Origin of the sequence: Dietzia sp. 2505, assembly GCF_040546785.1 — a bacterium.
In the GTDB taxonomy this organism is placed as follows: Bacteria; Actinomycetota; Actinomycetes; order Mycobacteriales; family Mycobacteriaceae; genus Dietzia.
On the sequence record NZ_JBEPON010000005.1, the window covers coordinates 157,808 to 182,125 of the forward strand.

Here is a 24,318-nt window from a genome sequence, read left to right on the forward strand (position 1 = left end):
TCATGATGCCCGTTCCTCTCGTGTGGCCAGGCGGCGCGCGATGATGCCCTCGGCCAGGTGCGCCGCGTCGCGGTCGATCCCGAGGAAGCGGCCGGAACCCCAGGTGTGCATCCAGGGCAGGCCGATGAAGGACAGGCCGGGCACCTCCGTCGCGCCGCGGGTCTGCATGGGGTGGCCGGCCCCGTCGAACGCGCTCGCCCCGATCCAGCGGTAGTCGGGCCGGTAGCCGATCGCCCAGATGATCGTGGTGATGCCCTCCGCGGCGAGGTCGAGTGACGTCGGGTCGGACTCGGGCGCCCACACCGGCTCGTACCTCGCCGGCGGCGGGGCGTCGATCCCGTGGGCGTCGATGTGCCGGTCGATGTCGGCGCAGATGGAGTTGTACACGCGGTCGGCGGAGTCGAGGGCGTCGGTCAGCGTGGGGGCGAAGCGCAGCCCGGAGTCCCGGCCCGAGGTGAGCGTGCCGTAGAGCCGCATGCCCTCGGTGGCGAATCGCCGCAGGTCCACGTCCCGTCCGCCGTCGCGGCCGGTGACGTAGTGGTTGGTCTTCTCCTGCGCGGCCTTTCCGCCGGGGTACTGCTGTGCCGGGGTGTCGTACAACCCCATGTCCGCGAGCCAGGTCATGCAGTCCCGGCCCCGGTAGAACCGGGCGACGCGTGGGGCGTTGCCCACGGCCAGGTGGACCCGGCGACCGGCGAGGTGCAGGTCCTCGGCGATCTGCGCGCCGGACTGGCCGGACCCCACCACCAGGACCGCGCCCTCGGCCAGCTGGTCGGGGTTGCGGTACTGCTCGGAGTGCAGTTGCGTCACGGTGGGGTCGAGGAACGAGGCGTAGGGCGGGATCACCGGGACCGGGTAGCCGCCGGTGGCCACCACCACCTCGTCCGCGGTGACCGTCCGTTCGCCGACCGGGCCGGCGAGGGTCACCTCGAAACCGGTGTCGGACCGGCGCAACCGGGTGGCCGCGGTGTGCTCGGCGAGCGGCGGGTCGAAGGTGTCGAGCCACCCGTGCAGCCACTCGACCACCTGGTCGCGGGTCATGAACCCGTCGGGATCGGGGCCCTCGTAGTGGTAGCCCGGCAGTCGGCAGTGCCAGTTGGGCGTGACGAGCGTGAAGGAGTCCCACCGGGTGTCGGCCCAGGCGTGGACGGCGGTCTGTTTCTCGACCACCAGGTGGTCGACGCCCGCCGTGCCGAGGTGATGGCTCACCGACAGTCCGGCCTGGCCGCCGCCGATGACGAGCACCGGGACATGGGTGCCGGGGGAGAACTGCGTGGTGCTCATGAGTGCTCCTGAGGTGCGGGGGGCAGTGGGGGGTGCATGGAGACGACCTCGACGAGGGCGTCCCCGGGGTGGGCGCGGGATGCGGAGGCCACCTGGGCGGCGGTGTCCGCCGCGGAGCTGCAGAGAAAGCCGTAGCGCGCGCGGACCCGCTCGCCCGCCTCGGTGAGCCCGTCGGTGGCCCGGCGGCGGAACTCGGCCACGCTCAGGCGGTCGCCCACCGTGAGGTGGTCGTGGATCACCAGGCTGGGGGAGTAGTAGTCCCGGACCGTCCCGTCGGGCCACCGGACGGCGAAGCTCATCTCAGGCACTGGCGAGCGTCCTCTCCTCGGCCGGATCACTGACCTCGACCAGCGACCCGTACACGTCGGGGCGGCGATCGCGCAGGTGGAACATCCCGGCGCGCATGGCCGCAAAGGTCCCCGCCACGTCGACCTCGGCGACCGCCAGGCCCTCGTCGAGGGTGGTGGTGGCCAGGACGTTCCCGCCGGGGTCGACGATCTTGGCGTTGCCGACGTACCGCAGGGACCCGAACGTCCCCGCCTGGTTGGAGGCCACCCAGAACACCTGGTTGTCCAGGGCGCGGGCGGAGTCGAAGAGGTTGAACCGGTAGGTCCAGCGGTCCTCCTGGAGGTTGGCTGCCGTCGCCGTGCGCGCGGCCGGCCACGCGGACAGGGAGGCGATGATCTCAGCGCCCTGCAGTGCCATGACGCGCGCGGCCTCGGGGAACGCCTTGTCGTAACAGATCTGCAGGCCCACCCGCCCGACCGGGGTGTCGAACACCCGGTAGTCGCCGCCGGAGGCGTAGGACATGTTCTCCCCGAGGGGCTGGTGCACCTTGCGGTAGGTGCCGTAGACGCGGCTGCCGTCGAGGACGGCGGCCGCGTTGTAGCGGCTCACCCCGTCGTCGTCGAGCTCGCAGAACCCGATGGCCACCACCAGGTCCCCGATGATCTCCTGGACCCGCGCGATCTCGGGCCCGTCGAGCCGGATGGCGGGGGGCAGCGATCGGGACGTGGGCGCGGTGTCGCCGTGGTTGCCGAGGCTGGAGAGGTATCCGCCGATGGCGGCCTCGGGAAAGACCAGGAAGTCGACGCCGCGCTCGCGGGCGATCTCCGTGTAGTGGGCGATGGTCCGGTAGTTCTCCTCCAGGTCGCGGCCGAAGTTGGCGGCGACCGAGCCGATGGTCGTCATGGCATCAGACCATGTAGGTGGAGTTGATGATCGCGCCCTTACGGGCGTAGTGGATCAGGGCGTCCTGCACGTCGAGCGGGTGCGCGGGGATCACGCCCTCGATCAGGTCCTCCTCGCGGCCGCCGTGGAGTCCGAGACCGAAGCGGCAGCAGAACACGGTCCCGCCCTCGGAGATGAACGACTCGAGGGACTCGTTGATGTTCTGCTCGCCGGGGAAGCCGGAGGCGCCGGTGGTCGGGAATCCGCGGGTGGCCAGGCAGTTGATCGCGCCGGGGCCGTAGAAGTAGATGGCCGACTCGAAACCCTTGCGCAGGGCGCGGGTGGCCTGGAGGACGGCGACAAAGGAGACGGAGGACTCGTGCGCGATGCCGTGCACGAGCGTGAAATACGACTCCCCCTCCTCGGCCTTGTAGTCCGGGAAGATCTTGGTGCCGCCGTAGATGGTCGAACCCTTGGGCAGGGACGGGTGCGGGATCTCCTTGAGGGAGGCGGCGATGTTCTCGGTGATGGTGGCGTCGAACTCGGGCACTGTGGGCTCCTCGGGGACGGGGTCACCGGAGGGGTTCCGATGACATGGCAGCGAGTACACGCCCGGACCGTTACCGCTGCGTGTCGGTCCGTTACCGGGTGGTTGCGATTGGAACAACGCATCCGGCGCCGACGTAACACTGCGGCCGACACCGCCACCCCCGTGGCGGCTCCGTGCCGGCGTCGCGCCGAGACCGTGGCGCCGCCGCGGAGGTCCTGAGGCGGCCCCGCGCTCCGCCGCCGGATGCTGATTACACTGGTGCTTTCCGTGCGGCCACGTCCGCCGCGCCCACCCCACCTGGAGGACTCACACGCGTGACCACCACTGTCAGCAGCCCCACCACCGCAGCTCTGTCCGGCCTGGCCGGGGCGGTCGCAGCGAACCCGGCGCTGGCCGATCTGCGGGCGGGGCTGGACCGGGACTCCGCCGTGGTCCGGTCGGCGGAGTCCCTGCGGCCGTTCCTGGTGGCGGCCCTGGCCGAGCGTTCGCCGCTGCTGGTGGTGACGGCCACCGAGCGCGAGTGTGAGGAGCTCGCCGACGAGCTGGCGGGGCTGTTCGACGACCCGGGCCCGTCACACGAGGCCGTGGCGCAGTTCCCGAGCTGGGAGACGCTCCCGCACGAGCGTCTGTCGCCCGCCTCCGACACGATCGGTCGCCGGCTGCAGGTCCTGAACTCGGTGATGCGGGGACAGGCCCCGAGGATCGTGGTGGCGGCGGCGCGGTCGGTGGTGCAGCCCATCTCCCCGGGTGCGGCCCGCCGGGAGCCGATCCGGTTGACCCGCGGCGCCGAACTCGACCCCGCGGAGCTACTGGCCACCCTGACCGAGTTCGCCTACAGCCGCGAGGACATGGTGGCCCGCCGCGGCGACGTGGCGGTGCGCGGCGGCATCGTGGACGTGTTCCCCACCACCGCCGACCATCCGCTGCGCGTGGAGTTCGACGGCGACACGATCGCCGAGATCCGCGAGTTCTCGGTGGCCGACCAGCGCTCCCTTCCCGAGGGCGAGGTCTCCTCGGCCGTGTTGTTCCCCTGCCGGGAGCTGCTGCTCGACGACGATGTCCGCGAGCGCGCGCAGCGGCTGGCCGCCGCGCACCGCGAGAACCCGACGCTCGCCGAGCTGCTGGACTCGTTGGCCGAGGGCATCCCCCGGGACGGCATGGAGGCGCTGACCTCGGTGCTCGTGCCGGAGGAGATGGCCACCCTGCCCATGCTGATGCCCGAGGGCACCCGCGTGGTGGTGTGCGACCCGGACAAGGTCCGCCGCCGCGCCGCCGACCTGGCCTCCGCCGGTCGGGAGTTCCTCGAGGCCTCGTGGACCGCCGCGACCATGGGCGGCGACGCCCCGGTGGACAGCGAGACCCTGGACCTGTCGGGCTCGGGCTACCGCACCTTCTCCGCCGTCCATGAGGAGGCGACCGCCGCCGGCGTTCCCTGGTGGCAGCTGGTCCCCCCGGGATTCCTCACGGACCCCGAGGACGGCCTGGTGGTGGACGCCCCCGCCGGCGACCCGCCCGCCCCGCGCGGCAAGGACTCGGAGATGCAGGCCATGTTCGCCCGGCTGCGGGCGCTCATGTCCTCCGGCGGCCGGGCCGCGGTGGTGGTCCCGGGCCACGGCACCGTCGACCGAGTCCTGGAGCGCCTGTCCGAGGCGGAGGTCCCGGCCACCGCCGCCCCGGCGGGATCCGAGCCCGCCCCCGGCGTGGTGTCGGTGTACGAGGCGATCCTGCACGGTGGGTTCGCGCTGGCACCCGATTCCGGGGAGCAGGGGGACCACCTGGTCGTCGTCTCCGAGACCGACCTCACCGGCAACCGACTCGGCGCCACCGCGCGCCCCAAGGCCCGCCACGCCAAGCGTCGCAACCAGGTGGACCCGCTGGCCCTCAAGGCCGGCGACTGGGTGGTGCACGACCAGCACGGCATCGGCCGGTTCGTGGAGATGGTCGAGCGGCAGGTGCGCGGCGGGGACGGTTCGAGCCGCCGCGAGTACGTGGTGATCGAGTACGCCCCCGGCAAACGCGGGGGCGCCGGAGACCGCCTGTTCGTGCCCATGGAGTCGCTGGGCCAGCTCAGCCGCTACGTGGGCGGCGAGGCGCCGACGCTGAGCAAGATGGGCGGTGCCGACTGGCAGAACACCAAGCGCAAGGCCCGCAAGGCGGTCCGCGAGATCGCCACCGAACTGGTGCAGCTCTACGCCAAGCGGCAGTCCGCCCCCGGCCGCGCCTTCGGCCCCGACACCCCCTGGCAGCGGGAGATGGAGGACGCCTTCCCGTTCACCGAGACCGTCGATCAGCTCACGGCGATCGAGGAGGTCAAGGGGGACATGGAGAAGACCGCCCCCATGGACCGCGTGGTGGTGGGCGACGTGGGCTACGGCAAGACCGAGGTGGCCGTGCGGGCGGCGTTCAAGGCCGTGCAGGACGGCACCCAGGTGGCGGTGCTGGTGCCCACCACGCTGCTCGCGCAGCAGCACCAGGCGACCTTTGTCGAGCGCATGACCGGCTTCCCGGTGACCGTCAAGGGCCTCAGCCGGTTCACCTCCGACGCCGAGGCCAAGGAGGTGCTCAAGGGCCTGGCCGACGGCACGGTGGACGTGGTGATCGGCACCCACCGGCTGCTGGCCACCGCCGTGCACTGGAAGAACCTCGGCCTGGTGGTGGTGGACGAGGAGCAGCGCTTCGGTGTGGAGCACAAAGAGCACATCACCTCGCTGCGCACCCACGTGGACGTGCTGACCATGTCCGCCACACCCATCCCGCGGACGCTGGAGATGTCGCTGGCCGGGATCCGCGAGATGAGCCAGATCCTCACCCCGCCCGAGGAGCGGTTGCCCGTGCTCACCTACGTGGGCGCGCACTCGGACAAGCACGTCGCCGCCGCCATCCGCCGCGAACTGCTGCGCGAGGGGCAGGTGTTCTACGTGCACAACCGGGTGCGGACCATCGACGCCACCGCCGCGAGGATCCGTGACCTCGTGCCCGAGGCCCGCGTGGTGGTGGCGCACGGGCAGATGGGGGAGGAGCAGCTCGAGCAGACCGTCGGCGGATTCTGGAACCGCGACTACGACGTGCTGGTGTGTACGACCATCGTCGAGACCGGTCTGGACATCTCCAACGCCAACACCCTGATCGTGGACCGATCCGACCAGCTGGGCCTGTCGCAGATGCACCAGCTGCGCGGGCGCGTGGGCCGGTCCCGCGAGCGCGGGTACGCCTACTTCCTCTACGACCCGGAGAAGCCGCTCACCGAGACCGCGTACGACCGGCTGGCCACCATCGCCCAGAACAACGACCTCGGTGCGGGCATGGCCGTGGCCATGAAGGACCTCGAGCTGCGCGGCGCCGGCAACGTGCTGGGCGCCGAGCAGTCCGGTCACATCGCGGGCGTCGGATTCGACCTCTACATCCGTCTGGTGGGCGAGGCGGTCGAGGCCTACCGCGCGATCGCCGACGGCGAGACCGTGGAGGTCGAGGAGGAGGTGGGCGAGATCCGCATCGAGCTGCCCGTCGACGCCTACATCCCGGTCGAGTACGTCGACGGCGACCGGCTGCGGCTCGAGGCGTACCGCAAGCTGTCCCAGGCGCGTGCGCCCGAGGACATCGACGCGGTGGTCGAGGAGCTGGTGGACCGCTACGGGCCCATGCCTGCCGAGGCCCGGCGCGTGGTGTCGGTGTCGCGGCTGCGGCTCGTGTGCCAGAGGTACAAGGTGCGCGAGATCGTGCTGGCCGGCCAGCGGCTGCGGGTGGGCCCGCTCGACCTGCTCGACTCCCAGCAGATCCGGCTCAAGCGCATGTACCCGGCTGCGCAGTACCGGGCCACGCAGAAGACCGTGCTGCTTCCGCTTCCCAAGGCGGCGGGCGCGCGCGCGGGGGCGGGCGCCGAGAAGGCACGCGACGACGAGATGCTCCAGTACGCCGCCGACTTCCTCACCGCCATGGCCGGGGATCCGGAGGGCTCGCACCCGGTGATCCAGCCGGAGCTGGTGTCGGTGTGAGTCCCGAGCCCGCCTCCCATCGGCCCGAGCCCGCCTCCCATCGGCCCGCTCCCCATCGAAAAGAGCGTTCCGCACAAATCCACTCGGCCGATGTGTCGGAAACGCTCTTCTCGACGGGCGCGGGGGACCGGCTCGCCGAGGCGGTCAAGGTGATGGCCCGCATCCGGCGCGACGGCGAGTGGGAGTCCGCCCAGACCCACGCCTCGCTGCTGCCGTACCTGCTGGAGGAGTCGTGGGAGTTGGTCGACGCCGTGGCCGACGGCGACCGCGACGAGTTGGTCTCCGAGCTGGGCGATCTGCTCCTGCAGGTGCTGTTCCACGCCGCGATCGGCGAGGAGCGGGCCGAGGGGTCGTTCGACATCCACGACGTGGCCGGCGCCCTGCTGGACAAGCTCCGCCGTCGCGCGCCCTACTGGTTCACCGCCGACGGCGCGGCCGGGCTCGATGCCGCCGAGCAGGACCGCCTGTGGCAGGAGGCCAAGGCCGCCGAACGCACCGGTCGCCCGCCGCGCGGGGTGGTCGACGGCATCCCGTGGGACATGCCGGCCCTGGCGCTCGGGCAGAAGGTGCTGGCCCGCGCCCGCTCGGCGGGTGTGCCCGATGAGCTGGTGCCCTCCCAGATGAGGGTGGTCCACGTGGACCCGTCGGGCCTCTTCCACGAGCACGCTGCTGGCGACCGCGGCGATGGTTCGGGTACGCCGTCCGGGGCGAGCTCCGCCGACGGTTCCGAGTCCGGCTCCGCCGAGGTCGCGTACCGGCAGGTGGTCAGGAGCTTCGCGCGCGACCTCCACGAGGCCGAATCGCGACTCGAAGGCCCGGCCGCGGACGCCTCCGCTGCCGACTGGCACGCTGCCTGGCCTGCCCGGCCCGCCTGACCCCTCCGTCGCCTCCGGGGATACACCCCGGCCTGACCTGCGGCTCGCGCGTGCGTGCATCGCGGCGAGCGGATGTGGAGCGTGGATACGCGAGCGACCCGCGCGCCGGGCCTGCGATGCCGTGTGGGTGCCGTTTGGGGCTTTCCTCCAGTGAGTGCCTGGTCGGCCAACGAAAACACGCGGATAGTGCTCCGTTCGATTGGCGATCCGCACAACGCCGGCCCCACGTCGATTCTTCGTTAAGGCGGTGCATTCACTAGGCTCAGCGTGTTCACATGACAAATGAAGAGGGAGAGGGGCAGATTTGCTGAGCTCTACAGCGTTGAGCGCAACGGCCGTGGTTCTACTTCTGGTGTTGTTCTACGGCGGCACCATGGTCATGTCCTCGCGGATCGCCAAGAGGAAAGAGAACGCCGACAGCTTCATGACCGCCGGCCACAAGATCGGGTTCGGGATCTCGGCGGCGTCGATGACGGCCACCTGGATCTGGGCGTCATCCATGTACGCCTCGGTCAACTCCGGATACCTCTACGGCATTTCAGGGCCGATCCACTACGGGTTCTGGGGAGCCCTGATGATCCTGTTCATCTACCCCTTCGGTAAACGCATCCGCAAGGTCGCCCCGCAGGCGCACACCCTGGCCGAGGTCATGTTCGCCCGCCACGGAAGGTCCTCCCAGTTCATGCTGGCCGGGTCCAACATCCTGGGTTCCGTCATCTCGTTGACGTCGAACTTCATCGCCGGCGGCGCGCTGATCTCCATGCTCAGCCCGTTCAGCTTCATCCAGGGCGTGATCGTGATCGCTGCGGGCGTCCTGCTCTACACGCTGTGGTCCGGTTTCCGCGCCTCGGTGCTCACCGACTTCGCGCAGGTACTGGCGATGCTCGGCGCGGTGATCATCATCGTGCCGTCGATGTTCTTCTTCCTCGGTGGAGTCGACCTGTTCACCACGGGAGCCCAGAACCTGACCCCGCAGCAGCAGTCGTTCTTCTCCTCGGATGCGTTCCTCAACCAGGGTGCGCCGTACATCGCGGCGGTCCTCGCCTACGCGATCGGCAACCAGACCATCGCGCAGCGACTGTTCGCGGTGCGCGAGGACCTGATCAAGCCGACCTTCATCACCGCGACCATCGGTTACGGCGCGACGATCATCGGCATCGGCATGGTCGGCGTGCTCGCCCTCTACGCGGGGATCGATCCCGTCGACGGCGATCCGAACAACGTGCTCCCACAGGTGGCGGCCGAGTACCTGCCCGGTGTCCTGGTGGCGGTGTTCTTCATCATGATCATCGGTTCGCTTTCCTCCACCGCGGACTCGGACCTGTCCGCGATGTCGTCGATCGCGATGAGTGACCTGTACGGCCAGGGCATGCGCGGCCGTGGCAAGGTGCCCAACCCCCGGGTGATGCTCATCGTCGGCCGGGTCACCATGGTCCTGTCCACGGTGGCCGCCCTGTTCTTCGCCAACATCAGGTTCAACATCCTTGACCTGTTGGTGTTCGTGGGCGCTCTGTGGGGCGCGTTGGTGTTCCCGGTGATCGCGAGCTTCTACTGGAAGAAGGTCACCAACTCGGCCTTCACCGTCTCTGTGTTGGTCGCCCTGGCGGTCTTTCTGCCCACCCGCTTCGGGTTGATCCCGGATTCCGGCGTGCTGGCGTACGGGATCGAGGCGCTCGCCGTGGTGGGTGTGGGCGTGGTCCTGGGCCTGATGGTGTTCGGCTTCCTGGGCCTCAGGCCGGCGCTCGTCGTGGCCGTGATCGCGGCACTCGGCAGCGCGCCGTTCATCCTCGGCTTCCTGCGTGACTACGACACGCTCACGGCCTCACTTGTCGCGTACGCGGTCAGCACGATCGTCTGCGTGGCGATGTCGTACCGCAGTTCGATGGACTACGACTTCGACGAGATCGCGCTGGCCACCGCCGATTACGACACCGACGCGGTGGCGGAGGAGCTCGCCGACGCCGACGCCCGGAACACGGCCGAGAACAAGAACGATGACGACGACGACGTCGTCCGCGTCTAGGGAAGGAACTGCAGATGACACCGATACTTCTGACGATTTACGTCCTGATCTGGCCCGTGATCGTGGCCGGCGTCCTCGCCGTCCTGGTGCGAGCCTTCATCAGGGAGGCCGCCGAGGCCAAGCGGGACGGCGTGCCGATCATCTAGAGCCTGTTCGACAGCACTACGGGTCTGCCCCCTCGCCGATTCCGGTGAGGGGGCAGACCTGTGTCAGAAGCAGGGTCGCTCAGCGGTGGAAGATCCGGCGGTAGGCCGCGTTCATGGCGGGGGCGGGCAGGCGCCGGTAGGCGTTGCGGGCGAGATAGTTGGCCACGGCTCGAGGGCGGGAGATCATGCCCGCGTCGAGGAGGGTGCGCTGGATGGTGCGCTCGGAGGCCGTGAGCTGGCGGCTCTTGCGACGGGAGAACTGCGCATCCGTGACGCGGAACTTCACCAGCGGTTCGGGCAGGTTGTGCAGGCGGTAGCCCGCGCCGATCAGGCGGATCATCAGATCGTAGTCCTCCTGGTAGGGGACGTGGCGGTACCCGCCGACGGCGCGGATGGCGTCCGTGCTGGCTAGCAGGGACGGGTTGTTGACCGGGTTGTTGATGCGCGCGTAGCGGGCGATGTCCTCGTGCTCGGTGGGCAGGGCACGCATGGCCTTCGGGTGCTCCGGGTCGGCGTCGAACTCCAGCATCGCCGAGCCCAGGACGTCCACCCCGAGCGTGCGGGCGGCGTCGAGCTGCCGCGCGAACCGCTCGGGCAGGGAGATGTCGTCGGCGTCCTGGCGGGCGACCCAGCCGGTGCGGACCTCGTCGAACCCGCGTTGTGACGCCGCGGCGGCGCCGAGGTTCTGCGGCAGCGCGAACCGCCGCAGGTCCGGGGTGGAGTCCAGGACCTCACGCAGCGCGGGCGACAGGGGACCGTCCTCCACCACGATCACCTCAGCCGGCTGAACCGTCTGGGCGTGCACACTGTCCAGGGCATCGCGCAGCTGCGAGGGCGCGATCGCGTGGTAGACGGTGAGCAGGACGGACAGGTCGGGGTCACGCATCGAGGTCCTCGCGGTCGGTCTGGGGGCGGGCAGGGTGCCGACGCCTGCGAGCAGTATCGCGGAGACCGAGGGCCTCTTCCATCAGGCGTACCGCGACGCGGCGGGTGTCCGGAGCAGCGGCGGGTGGCCGGGAGCAGCGGCGGGTGGCCGGGAGCAGCGGCAACCGCCTCAGGCCAGCAGCGAGGCGTCGACCTGGTCCCACGAGCTCGCACCGCACAGCGACAGGGTGAGGTCGATCTCGGCGAGCAGGTTGTCGAGCACCTCGCCGACCCCCTGTTGCCCGGCGATGGCCAGCCCGTAGATGTGGGGCCGCCCGATCGTCACGGCATCCGCGCCGCACGCCATGGCCTTGACCACGTCCGTGCCGTTGCGGATGCCGGAGTCCAGAAGCAGGGTCGGCTCGGGGCCGACGGCCTCGCGGATGCGGACGAGGGCGTCCAGCGTGCCGATCGATCCGTCCACCTGCCGGCCTCCGTGATTAGAGACCATCACCGCGTCGACGCCCATGTCGAAGGCCCGCCGGGCGTCCTCCGGGTGCAGGACGCCCTTGAGGACGACCGGCAGGCGGGTCCGGTCGCGCAGCGTGGCGATGTGGTCCCAGTTCAGCGCCGGGTTGGAGAACGTGTCGAGGAAGGTCTGGACGGCGGCGCGGGTCTCGGGGGCGGTGAGGTTCCTGCGGAACGCGCCGGGGTGGTTCCGGGCCATCTCGAGCAGCGTCACGACGGCCTTCGGTGTGACCTTGACCGCGTCGGGATCCGCGCTGGCACCCGCGGCGGCCTCACTCGCGACCCGCTCGGCCACCATCTCGGCGAAGCGGGGGTCGGAGGTGTACTGGGCGATCCCGACCCCCCGCGTGAACGGCAACGATCCCAGGTCGAGATCCCACGGCCGCCAGCCGAGCGTCGTGGTGTCGAGGGTGACGACCAATGCCCCGGCGCCCGCGGCCTCCGCGCGGGAGATGAAGCTGTCGACCAACTGTTCATCCCTGCTCCAGTACAGCTGGAACCAGCGCGGTCCGTCCTGCATCGCCGCGGCCGTGGCTTCCATCGGCGACGAGCCCTGCGAGGACAGGATGTACGGCAACCCTCGCTCGGCCGCGGCGCGCCCGATGTGGACGTCGGCGTCGCGGCGCACGAGTCCCGCAGCCCCGATCGGAGCGACCAGGACGGGCGCGGGCAGCCTCTGCCCCAGCACCTCCGTGGACAGGTCGCGGTGCTCGGTGCTGCGCAGGACGCGCGGGACCAGTCGACGCCGGTCGAGTGCCTCGCGGTTGGCACTCATCGTGACCCCCGAGCCGGCCCCGCCGTAGACATAGGCCCAGGCCTTTCTGCCGCCGGGCCGGCGCAGCAGGGCGCGGCGAGCGGCGGCCTCGAGTTTCTCCGCGCTGGTCGGAACCGTGGGCGTGATGCCCGAGACGCCGGCCCGGTAGATGATGTTCTGGCGCGCGCGCCCGGGGGCGACGTTCTCGGGCTCGGCGCCGGCGCCGCCTGCCGCTGTGTTGGCGCTGCCGGGGGAGTCGGCGTGGGAGGTCGCGAAGTCAGACGTCATGGAGGCGAGCCTACTGAGGGTTCGCTCGGGCCGAGGGCCGCGGACGAGGTCAGCCCACGACGCCCAGCACCGCAAGACCGGCCGCCCCGCACGCCGCCGCCACGAGGAGCGAGGTGAGCGTGCCGATGATGAACCGCTCGCTCACGGCGGGGTTCTCGCGGATCTCCGGGTAGCGGCCCAGGGCCTTGATGGCCACCACGACCGCGGCCAGCTCGAAGCGTCCGGCCAGGATCGCGGCCGTGAGACCCACCCGTTCGAGGATCCCGATCCACATCCCGCCCCGCAGCACCTCGCGGACCTGTGGTTCGGAGTTCTCGCGCCGCTGCACCACCGGGCTGCGGGAGTCCCCGCTGACCTCGACCGTCGGTGGGTCGGGCACGTGCGCGGAGCGCAGGACCAGGGATGCGATCGGCGATCCGAGCCCTGCCGAGGCGAGAAGGCTGAGCGCCACGACGATCGTGACGGGGATCCACTCGGGCCAGGTGCTCACCGCGCGCCCCCCGTCGCCGCAGCGTGAGCTCCGGCGAGGAGCCGGTCGAGCGCGGGGTACGCGGCCCGCTCCTCGCGGATGCGTGAGAGCCGCAGCGCGCCGTTGACCGAGGCCGGGGTGATATTCAGCTCGTGGGCGGCCGCGGCCTGGGTGGGGGATCGATCCACGGCGTCCACGACCCGCCACTGCGCCTCGGTGCGGTCGAGGATGAGCGGAGCGGTGAGCCCCCACACGGCCTCGCAGTCGGCGGCCCAGGCCGCAGCGTCAGTGCAGGCCGCAGCCCCGGACCCCGCCCCGGCCCCGCCCCGGACCCCGGTCGGGACGCGCACCGCGACCGAACTGCTCAACCCCTTGGCCGCTTCCACGGCGTCACGCGCGGCCAGATAGGCGGGCCCGCGGCCTGCCCTCGTGCCGGAGGCGTAGGAGTCGTCGTCGACCTCTCCCGCTCCCACGCCGCAGTGCCACTCGCCGCCGCGCAGCGCCACGAGCAGTGCGCGGCGCACCGCGGCGGGGTCGGTCAACAGGCCCTGGACTTCGTCACCGGCCGTGCGCTCGAAGACGGCCGCGCAGGGGATGTCAGCCAGGGCCTCGAGCAGCCCCGGAACCAGGTCGTCGGCGGCCCGGCTGCCCCGCTGGTCGATCGTCACCACGTACATGAGGCGATCCTGCCACATCCGGCCGACATGAGGTCACAATGCCTAATTTCGAGTAATTAGCCGAAAGGGCCTAATGGACGCGGATCAGGCGAACGGGCCTCAGGAGGCGAGCGGCCTACCGATGTCGGCGGCGGCATCACCGAAGGTCTGCTTGCGCTCGCGGTCCCGGACCTTCTCGCCCCACGAGTCGAGCCGGGCGCGGCCCCACGGCGTGCGGTACCGCAGCCCGTTCAGCGCCACGAGGTAGGCGTGCGCCCACGGCGGGCGGATAGGCAGGCCGAACTCGCGCATGGACTCGCGGCCGAGAAGCACCGTGAGCATGCTCAACAGTCGCTCGTGCGCCACCCACGCCTGCACCCCGGGCAGGGGACCGCTGCGCGCGCGCTGGCGCTGGGCCGCGACCAGGGCCTGGGTCAGCTGCGGTCCCGCCTCGCTGAGCCCGGCCTGGGCCAGCAGGATGTGATAGTTGATCCGGTGCCGGTCACGCTCGCGGCTGACCAGGAAGTCGTCGTCGACCCCCATCAGCCATCCCACGTATCGCCACACGTGCATCACGGCGTCGGAGTCCCGGCGGGACAGCGGCACTCCCAGGGTGCGCACGCCCAGCAGGACCACGGCGTCGAAGAGGCCCAGGGTGGCGGCCAGGTCGCTCTGGCTGATGGGCAGTCCCCACCGGTCGGTGTCCCAGCGCGGCTCCATCGCCTCGTTGACCACGGCGTGCATGGCCCGCACGTGCCCGGTCAGTCGCCACGACTCGCCGCCCGGCCGCAGCCCGTCGGGGATCGACAGGGACATGGTCCAGTGGCTGGTCTCGGCCAGGCGGCGCAGCGTGGTGTTGCCGGTCAGGCCGCCGGTGGCCACCAGGAGGTCGGTGGGGCCGCCGAAGCGATAGCCGCCGATCAGCGAGAGCTGCAGCAGGATGTCCGCCGCGTTCTGGCCCAGGCGCAGGTACACCTTCTGGCCGTGGGCGATCTGGTCCCAGTCGACCCAGTCCGGGGTGTCCTCGAGGAGGGCGATGTACTCGCGCAGCGCCTCGGGGGCGTCGTCCGGCAGTCCCGCCGACCCGCTCGTCAGGGCCTGGTCGAGCTGCCGCCGGCTCACGGCCCCGGGCTCGCCGGACCGCAGTCGCATGGCGCGGGCCAGGCGGGCGCCGGGCTCGTCCTTCTCCAGGTAGGCGCGGCCGAGGCGGTCCATGAGCTTCTCGTCGATCTGGTCCACGCGGGCGATGTGCTTGAGGGCGCGACCCATGCGGCGGGAGCGGTCCTCGGCCTCGCGGTATCGGGTGGGGTACGGGGAGGTGACGGCGTCACGCTCGGGCGCTGTGGTCATGCGACAACTATGACGCGAGTATTTACTCGCATACAATTCGCGTTCATGAGAAGGGTCCCCCAGCAGGCACGTTCCCGGGCGATGGTCGAGCGGATCGTGGAGGCGGCTCGCGTCGTGCTCGTGCGCGACGGCTACGAGTCGTTCACCACCAACCGCGTCGCCGACGAGGCGCACGTCAGCCCGGGCTCGCTGTACCAGTACTTCCCGGACAAGTCGGCACTGGTCACCGAGGTCATGGACCGGTGGTCGGCGGAGATCTCCGACCGCGTGGCGGCCTCGCTCGCCGGCGCCGGTCCGGTCGACGTCCAGGACCCCGGCACGGTGCGGTCGATCGCCGACGCCCTGCTGACCGCCCTGGAGATGGACGCGGGGCTGCTGCGGATCGTGTGGGAGGAGCTGCCCGCCGTGCGACACCGGGCCGCGCAGCACGCGCTCGAGCTCCGGGTGCGCGAACTGCTGTCGGTCTACCTCTCCGCTGCGGGGGTGTCGGTCGGCGACCCCGCCGCGCGCGCGTGGGTGATCGTGATGGCCGTGGAGAACGTGGCCGTGCGCTGGGTGCTGGATCGGCCCCGGATCAGCCGGGAGGCACTGCTGGACGAGTTCACCGCCCTGGCCGGGGGATACGGGCAGCGCGGCTAGGGTCCTCAGGGCAGCGCGGCTGAGATCAGGGAATCCCCCGAGGCGGGCCATGCCGGGTTTTCGGCAGAATGGCACTCGATGACTATTCGCCCCCGCCGCGGCTGCGCTGTGGCCCTGTCCCTCGCTGCGGCCGTGGTGGCCTCGGCCTGTTCCTACGGGCCCACTCGTGAGGCCCCGGTCCCCATCCCGCCCGGCATCCCGCCCGCCGCCGGGGCGCCCGTGCCCGCGGTGGACATCAACGCCCCCGGCCGGACCTCCGATCAGCTGCGGCCGTGGGCGCAGGGGATCAACGAGCAGATGAACATCCCCGTCGCGGCGCTGGCCGCCTACGGCAACGCCGCAGAGACCATGAGGCAGACCCGGCCCGAGTGCAACCTGGCGTGGACCACGCTGGCCGGGATCGGGCACGTGGAGACGCGGCACGGCCGGTACCGGGGTGCCACCCTGAACGACGACGGCTACGCGCTGCCTCCGATCATCGGTGTCCAGCTCGACGGCTCGCCCGGATTCGCCCGGATCCCGGACACCGACGGCGGGGAGTTGGACGGGGACCCGGAGTTCGACCGGGCCGTGGGGCCCATGCAGTTCATCCCCGAGTCGTGGCGGAGGTACGGAGTCGACGCCAACGGTGACGGCCGGGCCGATCCCAACCAGATCGACGACGCCGCCGTGTCCGCCGCCCGCTTGCTCTGCGAGAACGGGGGAGACCTGTCCCAGGCCGAGAACTGGCAGCGGGCAGTGCTGGCCTACAACGCCTCCCGGGAGTACGTCATGGACGTGCGCGACGCGGCGGCGGCGTACTCGGTGGGGACCACGGCGCCGTAGGAACGGGACGAGTAGGCCGCCGCCGGACGGGACGCGTAGGCCGCCGCGGTCCCGGGTGGAACTAGTGTCGTGAGTCGGCGAGACCCACAGACGCCCTTCACCATCGGCGGGAGCCCCACACGCATGTCAGCACCCACATCGACGCGCCGGCAGGACACCGGCATCCCGTCGACCGCGAACGGGCTCCTGCTCCGGGCGATCGGCCGTCGCAAGCGCCTCGTGGCTCCCGGTCTGGTGCTCATGACGATGTGGCAGGTCTCCGAGGCGCTGGTGCCCATCGCGATCGGCGTGATCGTCGACCGGGCGATCATCCCGCTGGACCGCTGGGCGATGCTGTGGTCCGTCGTGGGCCTGGTCGCGCTGTTCACCGTGCTCAGCCTGAGCTACCGCTTCGGAGCCAGACTGAGCAACCGGGCGCTGCAGGACGAGGCCCACGACCTGCGGGTGGAGGCCACCCGGGTGCCGCTGACCAGGCGCCGCGCCATGGACGACGCGAGCTCGGGCGATGTGCTCTCGGTGTGCTCGGCCGACGCCGACGTCGCGGCCCTGGTCTTCCGACAGATCGCACTGGGCGGGTCCGCGCTCATCGGCATCGTGGGGATCTCGGCGTACCTGCTGTGGACCGACCTGCTGGTGGGGCTGATCGTCCTGATCGGCGTCCCGCTCAGTCTTATCCTGGTGGCCCTGCCCAGCCGGGTCATCTCCCGCCACAGCACCGCGCAGCAGACGGCCATCGGCATGGCGAGCAGCCGCGCCACCGACATCATGACGGGCCTGCGCGTTCTCAAGGCCGGGGGCGGGGAGCGCTGGGCGGCCGAGCAGTACCGCGACGCCTCCCGCTCCGCCGCCGACGCGGGCATCGTCACCGCCGAGCGGACGGGCCGGGTCCAGGGGATCGGGTCGTTGGGAATGGCGGTGGTCCTGTCACTGGTGCTGCTGGCCGCCGGGTACCGCGTGCTGTCCGGGGAGATGGCGATCGGCACGCTGGTCTCGGTGGTCGGCGTGGCCGTCTTCTTCGAGGAACCGGTCCGGCTCATCACCGCCATGGTGGGCATCTTCGCCCGGTCCCACGGCGCCGCGCAGCGCCTGGTCGACCTGCAGGCCTCGGCGCCGGTGGACGAGTCCGGATCGGAGGTCCCCGCGGGGTCGCACCTGCAGGTCACCGGGCTGGAGCTGCCCGACGGCCGCGAGCTGGACCTCGAGGTGACGGCGGGCGAGCTGGTCGCATTGGTGGCCGAGCAGCCGGCCGCCGCCGAGGCGGTGACCCTGGCGATCGCGGGCCACAGCGACGGCGCCGACGCCGTGGCTGTGGGCGGGCATCGACGCAGCCGCCTGGCCCCGGCCATCGCCGACCACGTCGTCGTCGCCCCTCACCGCGTGGACCTGTTCGTCGGCACCATCCGATCCAACATCGCGATGCGTCACGACGCCCCGGGGCATGGCGCTGGTGGTGACGGCGGCAGTGGTGACGGCGCCCCGGGTGAGAAAATCATGGACGACGACGACAACCCGATTTCCGATGAGGTCCTGGCGGCCTCGGCCGTCGCGGAGATCGTCGAGCACCTGCCCGACGGGCTGGACCACTTGGTCCAGGAGGGGGGACGCAACCTCTCCGGCGGGCAGCGTCAGCGGATCGCGCTGGCCCGCGCCCTGCACGCCGACCCGGATGTGCTGGTGCTGCACGACCCGACCAGCGCCGTGGACGCGGTGACCGAGTGGGAGATCGCCCAGGCCGTGCGCCGCGTGCGCACGAGTCGGCCGGGGCAGGCGACGCTGATCGTCACCTCCTCGCCGCCGTTCCTCGCGACCGCCGACAGGGTGGTCCACCTCCCGCGGAGCGGTGAGACGGATTCCGGCACCCACCTCGAGCTACGAGAGACCTCCGCCTCCTACCGATCGGCGGTCGACCGATGAGCAGTGCAGACACCAAGACCGCCCCGGACAGCGCGGGGGCCCTGGTGACCACCGGCACCCTGCCCCTGGCGAGCGGCCGAGAGTCCCTCGCCGTGCTGTGGCCGCTGCTCAAGGAACGCCGCCTCTATCTGATCCTGGTCTGCCTGACCGGCCTGGTCGCGTCCGTCGCAGGATTGGTGGCGCCGTGGGTGATAGGTTGGCTGGTCGACGTGCTGCCCGGGAGCCAGAATTACACCGCGGTGTGGGTGGGCGCGGGGGCGATCGCCGCCGCCGGGATCGTGGGCGCCGGCTGCGCGTGGGCCGGTCAGGCGTGGCTCGCGCGGTTGACCGAGCCCACGGTGGCCCGGTTGCGCGAGATGGTGATGGACCGCTCGCTGCAGCTGGGCGCCGCCCAGATGGAGACCACCGAAACCGGCGACCTGGTCTCCCGCGTAGCCGAGGACGCCCGTGAGATCAGCCAGGCCGCCACCGCCGTGGTCCCGCTGGTGGTGCAGTCCCTGTTCACGGTGATCGTGTCCGGTGTCGGGCTGGCCGCGGTCGACTGGCGACTCGGGCTGGTGGGCCTGGTCGCGCTGCCCATGTACTGGACCACGCTGCGCTGGTACCTGCCCCGGTCCGGTCCCATCTACGCCGCGGAGCGGGCCGCGTTCGGCACCCGCGCCAGTCGGCTCCTCGGCGGCATCACCGGATCGCGGACCTTGCACGCCTTTGATGCCCAGGACTCCGAGCTGGACCGGATCACCGCGGCCTCCGGGCACGCGCGGGACCTGTCCATCCGGGTGTTCTACTTCGTCACCCGCGCCTTCAGTCGCAACAACCGCGCCGAGGTCACGGTCCTCGGGCTGCTGCTGGTCGTCGGGTTTGTCCTGGTGGACGCCGGCACCCTCACCGCCGGCGCCGTGACCACCGCCGCGCTGCTGTTCCACCGGCTCTTCAACCCGATCGGCGCACTGGTGGGCATGGTCGACCAGGTCCAGTCCGCCGGGGCCTCGCTTGTGCGGATGGTCGGGGTGATCACCATGCCCGTGCCCGACCGCACCGCCACGCTCGAGCACGTCACCGACCAATCCGGCGCCCTCGAGCTGGCCGGCGTTGGGCACTCCTACGGCGAGGGCGCACCGGCCCTGATCGACGTCGACCTGACCGTCGCGCCGGGCGAGGTGGTGGCCGTGGTCGGGTCCACCGGCGCCGGCAAGAGCACCCTGGCGCTGGTCGCCGCCGGGTCGGTGGTCCCCACCCGCGGGACCGCGCGGATGGGCGGGGTGTCGCTGGCCGACGTCGACCCGCTCGCCCTGCGCCAGCGCATCACCATGGTCTCCCAGGAGGTGCACTCCTTCGCGACGTCGATCGTCGAGAACGTCCGGGCGCCCCGCCCCGAGGCCGGCCTCGCCGGGGTGCGCGCCGCCCTGCAGACCGTGGGGGCGGACTGGGTCGATGACCTGCCCGACGGCGTCGACACCGTGATCGGCGAGGGCGGGCACCCACTCGATCCGATGCAGGCCCAGATGATCGCCCTGGCCCGCGTGGAGCTGGCCGACCCGGACGTGGTGATCCTCGACGAGGCCACCGCCGAGGCCGGGTCCGCCGGGGCCCGCCGCCTCGACGCCGCGGCAGCCGCGGTGCTGAAGGACCGCGCCGGGCTGGTGGTGGCGCACCGGCTGAGCCAGGCCGCGGCCGCCGACCGGATCCTGGTGATGGACCACGGCCGGATCGTGGAATCCGGGACGCACGAGGAGCTGCTCCGGACCGATGGACGGTACGCCGAGCTCAGTCGGGCGTGGTTCGGGGCAGAGTGAGGCGTCGCGAGTCCGACCGCAGCTCGGGCGGGGCGGCCTCCCGGCACAGGGCCAAGAGCCGACGGGCGGTGAGGACCGCGAAGACCGACCACGGAAGCAGCGAGGCGAGAGCAAAGACGAGCCCCACGGTGCCGACATTGGAGGGGACCGCCATGAAGGCTGCGGCCGCCAGTCCCCAGACGGCGGTGGCGCGGCCGAACACGGTGCTCCGGTAGATCAGGATCCCGAAGATCAGCAGGGTGGCGAAGTTGAGTAGGTAGTACACGTCGAACGCGGTGCCCGTCCACGTGGCGAGCATGCCTTCCCCGGTCGCCAACACTGCCGCCCTGTCGCCCGGCTCGGCCTCCGAGCACGCGCGGGCCAGGTGGAGCATCTCCACAGGGCGGAGGGACGCCATGTACGCGGCCATCCCGATCCCGCCCAGCGCCAATGCGATCACGACCGCCGACCGGCTCACCCGCCACAACGCGACCGCCAGTGCGGCGTAGAGGAGCAGAGTGAGGGTATTGCTCAGCGGATAGAGCAGGTCCAGCATCAACAGTCCGGCCATCGGGTTCTCCGACAGCACGCGGAAGAAGTCCTCGGCGGTATCCGGCGGCGGCCAGATCAGATAGACCGCGATCTGCACCCCGATGAGCACCACGCTGGCCAGCGCAGCCCACGCCCCGGTCCGCACGAGGCCGAGCCAGTTCCGGAGGTCTGACCGGGTCTTGTCGCTGTCGATGGTCGCCATCGGAGTATCCGCTCGGTCGAGTTGCCGACGTCGACTCACTGGAGTCGCGCGGCCACCCTCTGCCCCCACTGCTCCGCGCGGGCTTCCTCGCCCTGGATCAATCGGGTGTGGGTGTCGACCAGGAAGCTCTCCGGCTCGGCGACGAGGGTGAACCCCAGGCTCGTCAACCTCTTCGCGATCCCCTTGGACGCCCGGCCGGTGAGAATCGCGGGCTTGTCGACGCGGGTGTCGAACGCGGCAGCAGACCCCTCGCGCCGGGAGAGCTCGCCGAGCCAGTCCCGGATCCCCGCGCCGGCAGCGTCGGGTTCCACCGTCAGGTCACTGTCCGGTTGGTCGGCGGCCTCGACGGCGCCGCGCCGGGTCGATTCGCGGCTCATCCCGTGGACGTGGGTGGGGCCGCCCACGATCACCAGGTCGTAGACGGAGGTGTCCTCGTCGATCGCGTGAGAGACGGGGACGGTCGTGACGTCACCCACCAGACCGACGCCTCGTGCGATGGCATCGGCGATGTCGTGGGTGCAGCCGTACATCGATTCGTAGACGATCAGTGCGCGCATGGTCAGGGCCTCCCAGCTCGAGTACCGGCACGGACACGTCCCATTTGACGTGCCCCCACCTGGACTTATCACTCGATCTTCATCATCCACCTGGTTGCAGGAGCGCACAATGGTATGCGGACCGGGGGTGGTCTCGAACAGGACCGGGAGGGATGTGGCGGGATGACACTGAGGCGATCGTGGGCGGCGCGTTCGTTGGTGGCCGGTATGGGGTTCTGGTCCATCATGGCGTTCGTGGGAAGCGCCGGTCTGATGTTCGGCGCCGAGGGACCGGCCATGAACTTCGACACGGCATGGCTGCGGAACACTCCCTTCAGTGACTACGTCCTGCCCGGGGTCATCCTCGGGCTCCTCGGCGTGGGTGGTGCCATCGTGACCGGGCTTCTGGTCCGCGGACTGCGCGCGAGCGGTCGTCGAGGCGCGCCGTCCAGCTGGCAGTGGTACTTCGCGGTGATCGTGGCGCTGGGGCACTTCGGGTGGATCGCGGGCGAGATCGTCCTCATGTGGTCCCCCGTCGCGGCTCTGCCGCCCGACCAGAAGGCCTTCTTCTACGGGTTCTGGTGGGTGTTCGGCCTGCTGAGCACGGCGAATCTGCTCTTGGTGTTCTCGCCATCCACCCGCCGTATCCTCGGGGGCCCTGCAGGGAGGTGAACGACCTCGCGTCCCGCCTGGCACCCACCGGGGTGCCGATCAGTGCCGCCGATAGCCGCCACAAGTGAAGAGTTCAGGTCCTCTCCCAAGGACCTGCCCGCACGACGATCGGGATGAATCGCGTGAGCGGCACAGGAGTGAACGACACGACATCCGCACGTGCAGCACAGCACACCTCGGCAGGACGGGGGCAGAAGGGACACGGAGGCACGTCAGGGCGCGTACCCGGCCCGCGGCGCGGCCTCGGTCCCGGCAACCGCCTCGGTGATCACACGCAGTGCGGCATCCGGGTCATCGACGTGCAGCCGCAGTACGGTGACCTCACGTGGGGGGGCGCATTCCAGGCAAAACCGGGGACGGATGCGGGCACTGGGCGGTCGAGCTCGATGCTCAGAGTGGTGCCGTCCGGGCCAGCGAGGGTGAGTGCGTTCCCGCCGCCGGCATCGGGCGTGATCTCCGCGGACGTGGGGGAGAGCCTCCGGTCGCGCCGCACTGTCGTGATCGCGTCGAGCGGTACCCGTGCGCAGACGTGTGTGCCGCTGCGCAGCACCAGTTCGCCGCCCTCGATCAGATGCGGTCGCACGATCCGGCCGGCCAGCCATCCGAGCACGAACAGCAGCCCGTAGATCCCGAGCAGGCCAGCACCAGCCGCACCTCGGGCCACGGCACCAACAGGTGCACGGCGATCAATTCGAGTGACGCCCCGACCGCGATCGCCACCGGGATACCGAGCGTGCCGCAGGAGTAGCCGAGTGTCGCCGCGCCGTCAGTGATGTCCGGCCGCCGCGTCACCCACCGGGCCAGCGAGGCTAGGGTTCGCGCTTCGGTGCCGATCAGTCGTAGATAGGGGTCCTCTGCGGCCAGGGCGCGCAGTGCGTCGGCGCGGGTGCCGGTGTCAGCGCGGTGGGCTCGGTAGCGGCGGACGTAACCGGTGACGGCGATCACGCCGAGGGGCACCTCGACCGCCAGGAAGAGTGCGAGCGCCGTCGCTGGGCCGATCACCCCTGTGGCCAGGAGAATCGCGTCGATCACGACGACGACAAACGCGATCAATGGAAGCAGTCTGCTGTTCACGGCCGCGCTCCTGAGGCAGCGAGCAGGCGGCGCACTACTTCGCGCTGGGCCGGGTCGGGAAGGATCCGCTCGAGCGTCGGCCCGGGGGCTGCATCGGCGGTAGTGGACTCCTGACCGGGCTCGGCCGGTACCCCCGCCACCAGCGCTCGAAGGTCGGCGTCGGCCAGCAGCGCGTCGACGAGTTCTGCGATCTGCGGCTCCACCTCGCTCGGCCGCCGGCCCTCGATCCGATGGAAGCTAGCGAGTAGGTCGAGGTACCGGCTGCGGCGATCCGCGTCGGCGGCGATGGCGGTGTATGAGGCAGTGAGCTGTACGGGGAAGTCGCCGTTCAGCGCGAGCAGGTCGAGCAGGTCCTGCTCGCGGTCCAGGAGCGCGGTGAGGGCGGGGCCGTCGGGGACCGCGTCCCGACAGAGGTCGAGCGCACGCGACACCGGCTCGGGCAGCAGTCCCAGGGGTAGTCCGTCGGCGGCGCGCTGGGCTATCAGATCGAGGCGTTCGCGCTGGCGGGTGAGAGCGGCGATGAGGGTGTCGATTCCTGAGCGGACGGCCGCCAGATCATCGGCCATGCCGCCGGGCGCGGTCTCCAGCAGCGCGCTGATCTCGCGCAGGGGCACCCCCGAGTCGGAGAGGAACGCGATTCTGGAGATCCGCACGAGGGCGGTCACGTCGTACTCGCGATATCCGCCGGCGGTTCGCGGGGGCTCGGCGAGCACGCCCAGGCGGTGGTAGTGCCGGATGCTGCGTGCGCTGACTCCGGTCAGCCGGGCGATCTCTCCGATTCTCATGACCTGATCATCAACCTTGACACTGTGACGAGGTCAAGCGCGCGAGGAAGGAGTCGCCGATTACCGGCCGCCGGAGCGTTCGCAGATCAGCAGGCGGTGGTCGACATGCACCACGGGCGGAGGCGCTCGATTTGCCTTCTGCGGTGAGCGGCACGTAGTTTCGCAGACGCAATCGACGCGGGGTGGAGCAGCTCGGTAGCTCGCTGGGCTCATAATCCAGAGGTCGCAGGTTCGAATCCTGTCCCCGCTACCAGAATGAAGAGACCCTGATCGGGCATTATGCCCAATCAGGGTTTATTCCGTTCTTTCGGGTGTTCACGATCCGGCCTACGGCATGAATTACGACCTAAGGCGCTCGACGTGGCCGCGGGGCCGACCGGGTGCCTCTCGCCGAG

Annotated in this window: 22 protein-coding genes and 1 tRNA gene; 10 read left to right on the plus strand and 13 right to left on the minus strand. The window is 70.9% G+C overall.

What is annotated here, in order from left to right:
* Genes ABIE38_RS11480 through ABIE38_RS11495 form a run of 4 tightly spaced genes read right to left on the minus strand, consistent with a single transcriptional unit; the run spans window position 1 to window position 3,004 of the window.
* Entirely contained in the window at window positions 1-1,284 is a 1,284-nt protein-coding gene (locus ABIE38_RS11480; RefSeq protein ID WP_354056363.1) for an MSMEG_0569 family flavin-dependent oxidoreductase, read from the minus strand.
* Window positions 1,281-1,592: an MSMEG_0570 family nitrogen starvation response protein gene (locus ABIE38_RS11485; RefSeq protein WP_354056365.1), complete on the minus strand. Its 312-nt coding sequence runs from the start codon at window positions 1,590-1,592 to the stop codon at window positions 1,281-1,283. The genes ABIE38_RS11480 and ABIE38_RS11485 overlap by 4 nt, the downstream gene beginning before the upstream one ends.
* A complete protein-coding gene (locus ABIE38_RS11490) occupies window positions 1,585-2,475 on the minus strand; it encodes a carbon-nitrogen hydrolase family protein (RefSeq protein WP_354056366.1) in 891 nt (296 codons plus the stop codon). Before ABIE38_RS11490 ends, ABIE38_RS11485 begins: the two co-directional genes overlap by 8 nt.
* A 4-nt stretch (window positions 2,476-2,479) precedes the next feature.
* Window positions 2,480-3,004 carry an MSMEG_0572/Sll0783 family nitrogen starvation response protein gene (locus ABIE38_RS11495; RefSeq protein WP_354056368.1) on the minus strand — a complete coding sequence of 175 codons (525 nt, stop codon included), beginning with the start codon at window positions 3,002-3,004 and terminating at the stop codon, window positions 2,480-2,482.
* Window positions 3,005-3,318: 314 nt separating this feature from the next.
* Between ABIE38_RS11495 and mfd the strand changes: the two genes are divergently transcribed.
* From mfd to ABIE38_RS11515, 4 genes are all read left to right on the plus strand, one after another.
* Window positions 3,319-6,996 (plus strand): transcription-repair coupling factor, encoded by a 3,678-nt coding sequence (gene mfd / locus ABIE38_RS11500; protein WP_354056370.1) that lies wholly within the window; start codon window positions 3,319-3,321, stop codon window positions 6,994-6,996.
* A 92-nt stretch (window positions 6,997-7,088) separates the two neighbouring features.
* Window positions 7,089-7,871 (plus strand): MazG nucleotide pyrophosphohydrolase domain-containing protein, encoded by a 783-nt coding sequence (locus ABIE38_RS11505; protein ID WP_354056372.1) that lies wholly within the window; start codon window positions 7,089-7,091, stop codon window positions 7,869-7,871.
* A gap of 373 nt (window positions 7,872-8,244) precedes the next feature.
* Window positions 8,245-9,894, plus strand: coding sequence for a sodium:solute symporter family protein (locus ABIE38_RS11510; RefSeq protein ID WP_354056547.1), 1,650 nt, complete (start codon window positions 8,245-8,247; stop codon window positions 9,892-9,894).
* 14 nt (window positions 9,895-9,908) lie between these two features.
* The gene (locus ABIE38_RS11515) at window positions 9,909-10,040 is read left to right on the plus strand and encodes a putative transporter small subunit (protein ID WP_354056374.1); all 132 of its coding nucleotides are present in this window, start codon (window positions 9,909-9,911) and stop codon (window positions 10,038-10,040) included.
* 79 nt (window positions 10,041-10,119) lie between these two features.
* Here the strand turns inward: ABIE38_RS11515 and ABIE38_RS11520 are convergent, their stop codons facing one another.
* From ABIE38_RS11520 to ABIE38_RS11540, 5 genes are all read right to left on the minus strand, one after another.
* Window positions 10,120-10,926 (minus strand): glycosyltransferase, encoded by an 807-nt coding sequence (locus tag ABIE38_RS11520; RefSeq protein ID WP_354056376.1) that lies wholly within the window; start codon window positions 10,924-10,926, stop codon window positions 10,120-10,122.
* Between the two features lie 168 nt (window positions 10,927-11,094).
* Window positions 11,095-12,474 (minus strand): alpha-hydroxy-acid oxidizing protein, encoded by a 1,380-nt coding sequence (locus ABIE38_RS11525; RefSeq protein ID WP_354056378.1) that lies wholly within the window; start codon window positions 12,472-12,474, stop codon window positions 11,095-11,097.
* Between the two features lie 49 nt (window positions 12,475-12,523).
* Window positions 12,524-12,964, minus strand: coding sequence for a hypothetical protein (locus tag ABIE38_RS11530; RefSeq protein ID WP_354056380.1), 441 nt, complete (start codon window positions 12,962-12,964; stop codon window positions 12,524-12,526).
* The gene (locus ABIE38_RS11535) at window positions 12,961-13,638 is read right to left on the minus strand and encodes a hypothetical protein (protein WP_354056382.1); all 678 of its coding nucleotides are present in this window, start codon (window positions 13,636-13,638) and stop codon (window positions 12,961-12,963) included. The genes ABIE38_RS11530 and ABIE38_RS11535 overlap by 4 nt, the downstream gene beginning before the upstream one ends.
* 81 nt (window positions 13,639-13,719) lie before the next feature.
* Window positions 13,720-14,949: an oxygenase MpaB family protein gene (locus ABIE38_RS11540; RefSeq protein WP_354056384.1), complete on the minus strand. Its 1,230-nt coding sequence runs from the start codon at window positions 14,947-14,949 to the stop codon at window positions 13,720-13,722.
* Between the two features lie 45 nt (window positions 14,950-14,994).
* Between ABIE38_RS11540 and ABIE38_RS11545 the strand changes: the two genes are divergently transcribed.
* The 4 genes from ABIE38_RS11545 to ABIE38_RS11560 all read left to right on the plus strand — a co-directional run bounded on the left by ABIE38_RS11545 (window position 14,995) and on the right by ABIE38_RS11560 (window position 20,123).
* Window positions 14,995-15,588, plus strand: a complete 594-nt coding sequence (locus tag ABIE38_RS11545) for a TetR/AcrR family transcriptional regulator (protein WP_354056386.1) — start codon at window positions 14,995-14,997, stop codon at window positions 15,586-15,588.
* 78 nt (window positions 15,589-15,666) lie between these two features.
* A complete protein-coding gene (locus ABIE38_RS11550) occupies window positions 15,667-16,413 on the plus strand; it encodes a lytic transglycosylase domain-containing protein (protein ID WP_354056388.1) in 747 nt (248 codons plus the stop codon).
* Between the two features lie 123 nt (window positions 16,414-16,536).
* Window positions 16,537-18,327, plus strand: coding sequence for an ABC transporter ATP-binding protein (locus ABIE38_RS11555; protein WP_354056390.1), 1,791 nt, complete (start codon window positions 16,537-16,539; stop codon window positions 18,325-18,327).
* Window positions 18,324-20,123, plus strand: coding sequence for an ABC transporter ATP-binding protein (locus tag ABIE38_RS11560; RefSeq protein ID WP_354056391.1), 1,800 nt, complete (start codon window positions 18,324-18,326; stop codon window positions 20,121-20,123). The genes ABIE38_RS11555 and ABIE38_RS11560 overlap by 4 nt, the downstream gene beginning before the upstream one ends.
* On the opposite strand, the gene ABIE38_RS11565 is transcribed toward ABIE38_RS11560, so the two are convergent.
* Both ABIE38_RS11565 and ABIE38_RS11570 read right to left on the minus strand, forming a co-directional pair.
* Entirely contained in the window at window positions 20,095-20,856 is a 762-nt protein-coding gene (locus ABIE38_RS11565; protein WP_354056393.1) for a hypothetical protein, read from the minus strand. The two genes, ABIE38_RS11560 and ABIE38_RS11565, sit on opposite strands and share 29 nt — an antisense overlap.
* Window positions 20,857-20,891: 35 nt before the next feature.
* Entirely contained in the window at window positions 20,892-21,413 is a 522-nt protein-coding gene (locus ABIE38_RS11570; protein ID WP_354056394.1) for a flavodoxin domain-containing protein, read from the minus strand.
* Between the two features lie 162 nt (window positions 21,414-21,575).
* Between ABIE38_RS11570 and ABIE38_RS11575 the strand changes: the two genes are divergently transcribed.
* Window positions 21,576-22,064, plus strand: a complete 489-nt coding sequence (locus ABIE38_RS11575; protein ID WP_354056396.1) for a hypothetical protein — start codon at window positions 21,576-21,578, stop codon at window positions 22,062-22,064.
* A gap of 567 nt (window positions 22,065-22,631) precedes the next feature.
* On the opposite strand, the gene ABIE38_RS11580 is transcribed toward ABIE38_RS11575, so the two are convergent.
* Together ABIE38_RS11580 and ABIE38_RS11585 are read right to left on the minus strand one after the other, a co-directional pair.
* The gene (locus tag ABIE38_RS11580; protein WP_354056398.1) at window positions 22,632-23,138 is read right to left on the minus strand and encodes a hypothetical protein; all 507 of its coding nucleotides are present in this window, start codon (window positions 23,136-23,138) and stop codon (window positions 22,632-22,634) included.
* Window positions 23,135-23,923 (minus strand): MerR family transcriptional regulator, encoded by a 789-nt coding sequence (locus tag ABIE38_RS11585; RefSeq protein WP_354056400.1) that lies wholly within the window; start codon window positions 23,921-23,923, stop codon window positions 23,135-23,137. The genes ABIE38_RS11580 and ABIE38_RS11585 overlap by 4 nt, the downstream gene beginning before the upstream one ends.
* Before the next feature lie 176 nt (window positions 23,924-24,099).
* Here ABIE38_RS11585 and ABIE38_RS11590 point away from each other — a divergent pair.
* A tRNA-Met gene (locus ABIE38_RS11590) sits at window positions 24,100-24,176 on the plus strand.
* Window positions 24,177-24,318 lie beyond the last annotated feature (142 nt).

What these genes read in the sequence shown, in the direction of transcription:
- ABIE38_RS11560 (WP_354056391.1), top strand. Translation starts at nt 18,324, where the DNA reads ATGAGCAGTGCAGACACCAAGACCGCCCCGGACAGCGCGGGGGCCCTG.
- ABIE38_RS11550 (WP_354056388.1), top strand. Translation starts at nt 15,667, where the DNA reads ATGACTATTCGCCCCCGCCGCGGCTGCGCTGTGGCCCTGTCCCTCGCT.
- ABIE38_RS11510 (WP_354056547.1), top strand. Translation starts at nt 8,245, where the DNA reads ATGGTCATGTCCTCGCGGATCGCCAAGAGGAAAGAGAACGCCGACAGC.
- ABIE38_RS11540 (WP_354056384.1), bottom strand. Translation starts at nt 14,949, where the DNA reads ATGACCACAGCGCCCGAGCGTGACGCCGTCACCTCCCCGTACCCCACC.
- ABIE38_RS11575 (WP_354056396.1), top strand. Translation starts at nt 21,576, where the DNA reads ATGACACTGAGGCGATCGTGGGCGGCGCGTTCGTTGGTGGCCGGTATG.
- ABIE38_RS11555 (WP_354056390.1), top strand. Translation starts at nt 16,537, where the DNA reads ATGTCAGCACCCACATCGACGCGCCGGCAGGACACCGGCATCCCGTCG.
- ABIE38_RS11520 (WP_354056376.1), bottom strand. Translation starts at nt 10,926, where the DNA reads ATGCGTGACCCCGACCTGTCCGTCCTGCTCACCGTCTACCACGCGATC.
- ABIE38_RS11570 (WP_354056394.1), bottom strand. Translation starts at nt 21,413, where the DNA reads ATGCGCGCACTGATCGTCTACGAATCGATGTACGGCTGCACCCACGAC.
- ABIE38_RS11490 (WP_354056366.1), bottom strand. Translation starts at nt 2,475, where the DNA reads ATGACGACCATCGGCTCGGTCGCCGCCAACTTCGGCCGCGACCTGGAG.
- ABIE38_RS11585 (WP_354056400.1), bottom strand. Translation starts at nt 23,923, where the DNA reads ATGAGAATCGGAGAGATCGCCCGGCTGACCGGAGTCAGCGCACGCAGC.
- ABIE38_RS11515 (WP_354056374.1), top strand. Translation starts at nt 9,909, where the DNA reads ATGACACCGATACTTCTGACGATTTACGTCCTGATCTGGCCCGTGATC.
- ABIE38_RS11480 (WP_354056363.1), bottom strand. Translation starts at nt 1,284, where the DNA reads ATGAGCACCACGCAGTTCTCCCCCGGCACCCATGTCCCGGTGCTCGTC.
- ABIE38_RS11565 (WP_354056393.1), bottom strand. Translation starts at nt 20,856, where the DNA reads ATGGCGACCATCGACAGCGACAAGACCCGGTCAGACCTCCGGAACTGG.
- ABIE38_RS11545 (WP_354056386.1), top strand. Translation starts at nt 14,995, where the DNA reads ATGAGAAGGGTCCCCCAGCAGGCACGTTCCCGGGCGATGGTCGAGCGG.
- ABIE38_RS11525 (WP_354056378.1), bottom strand. Translation starts at nt 12,474, where the DNA reads ATGACGTCTGACTTCGCGACCTCCCACGCCGACTCCCCCGGCAGCGCC.
- ABIE38_RS11535 (WP_354056382.1), bottom strand. Translation starts at nt 13,638, where the DNA reads ATGTGGCAGGATCGCCTCATGTACGTGGTGACGATCGACCAGCGGGGC.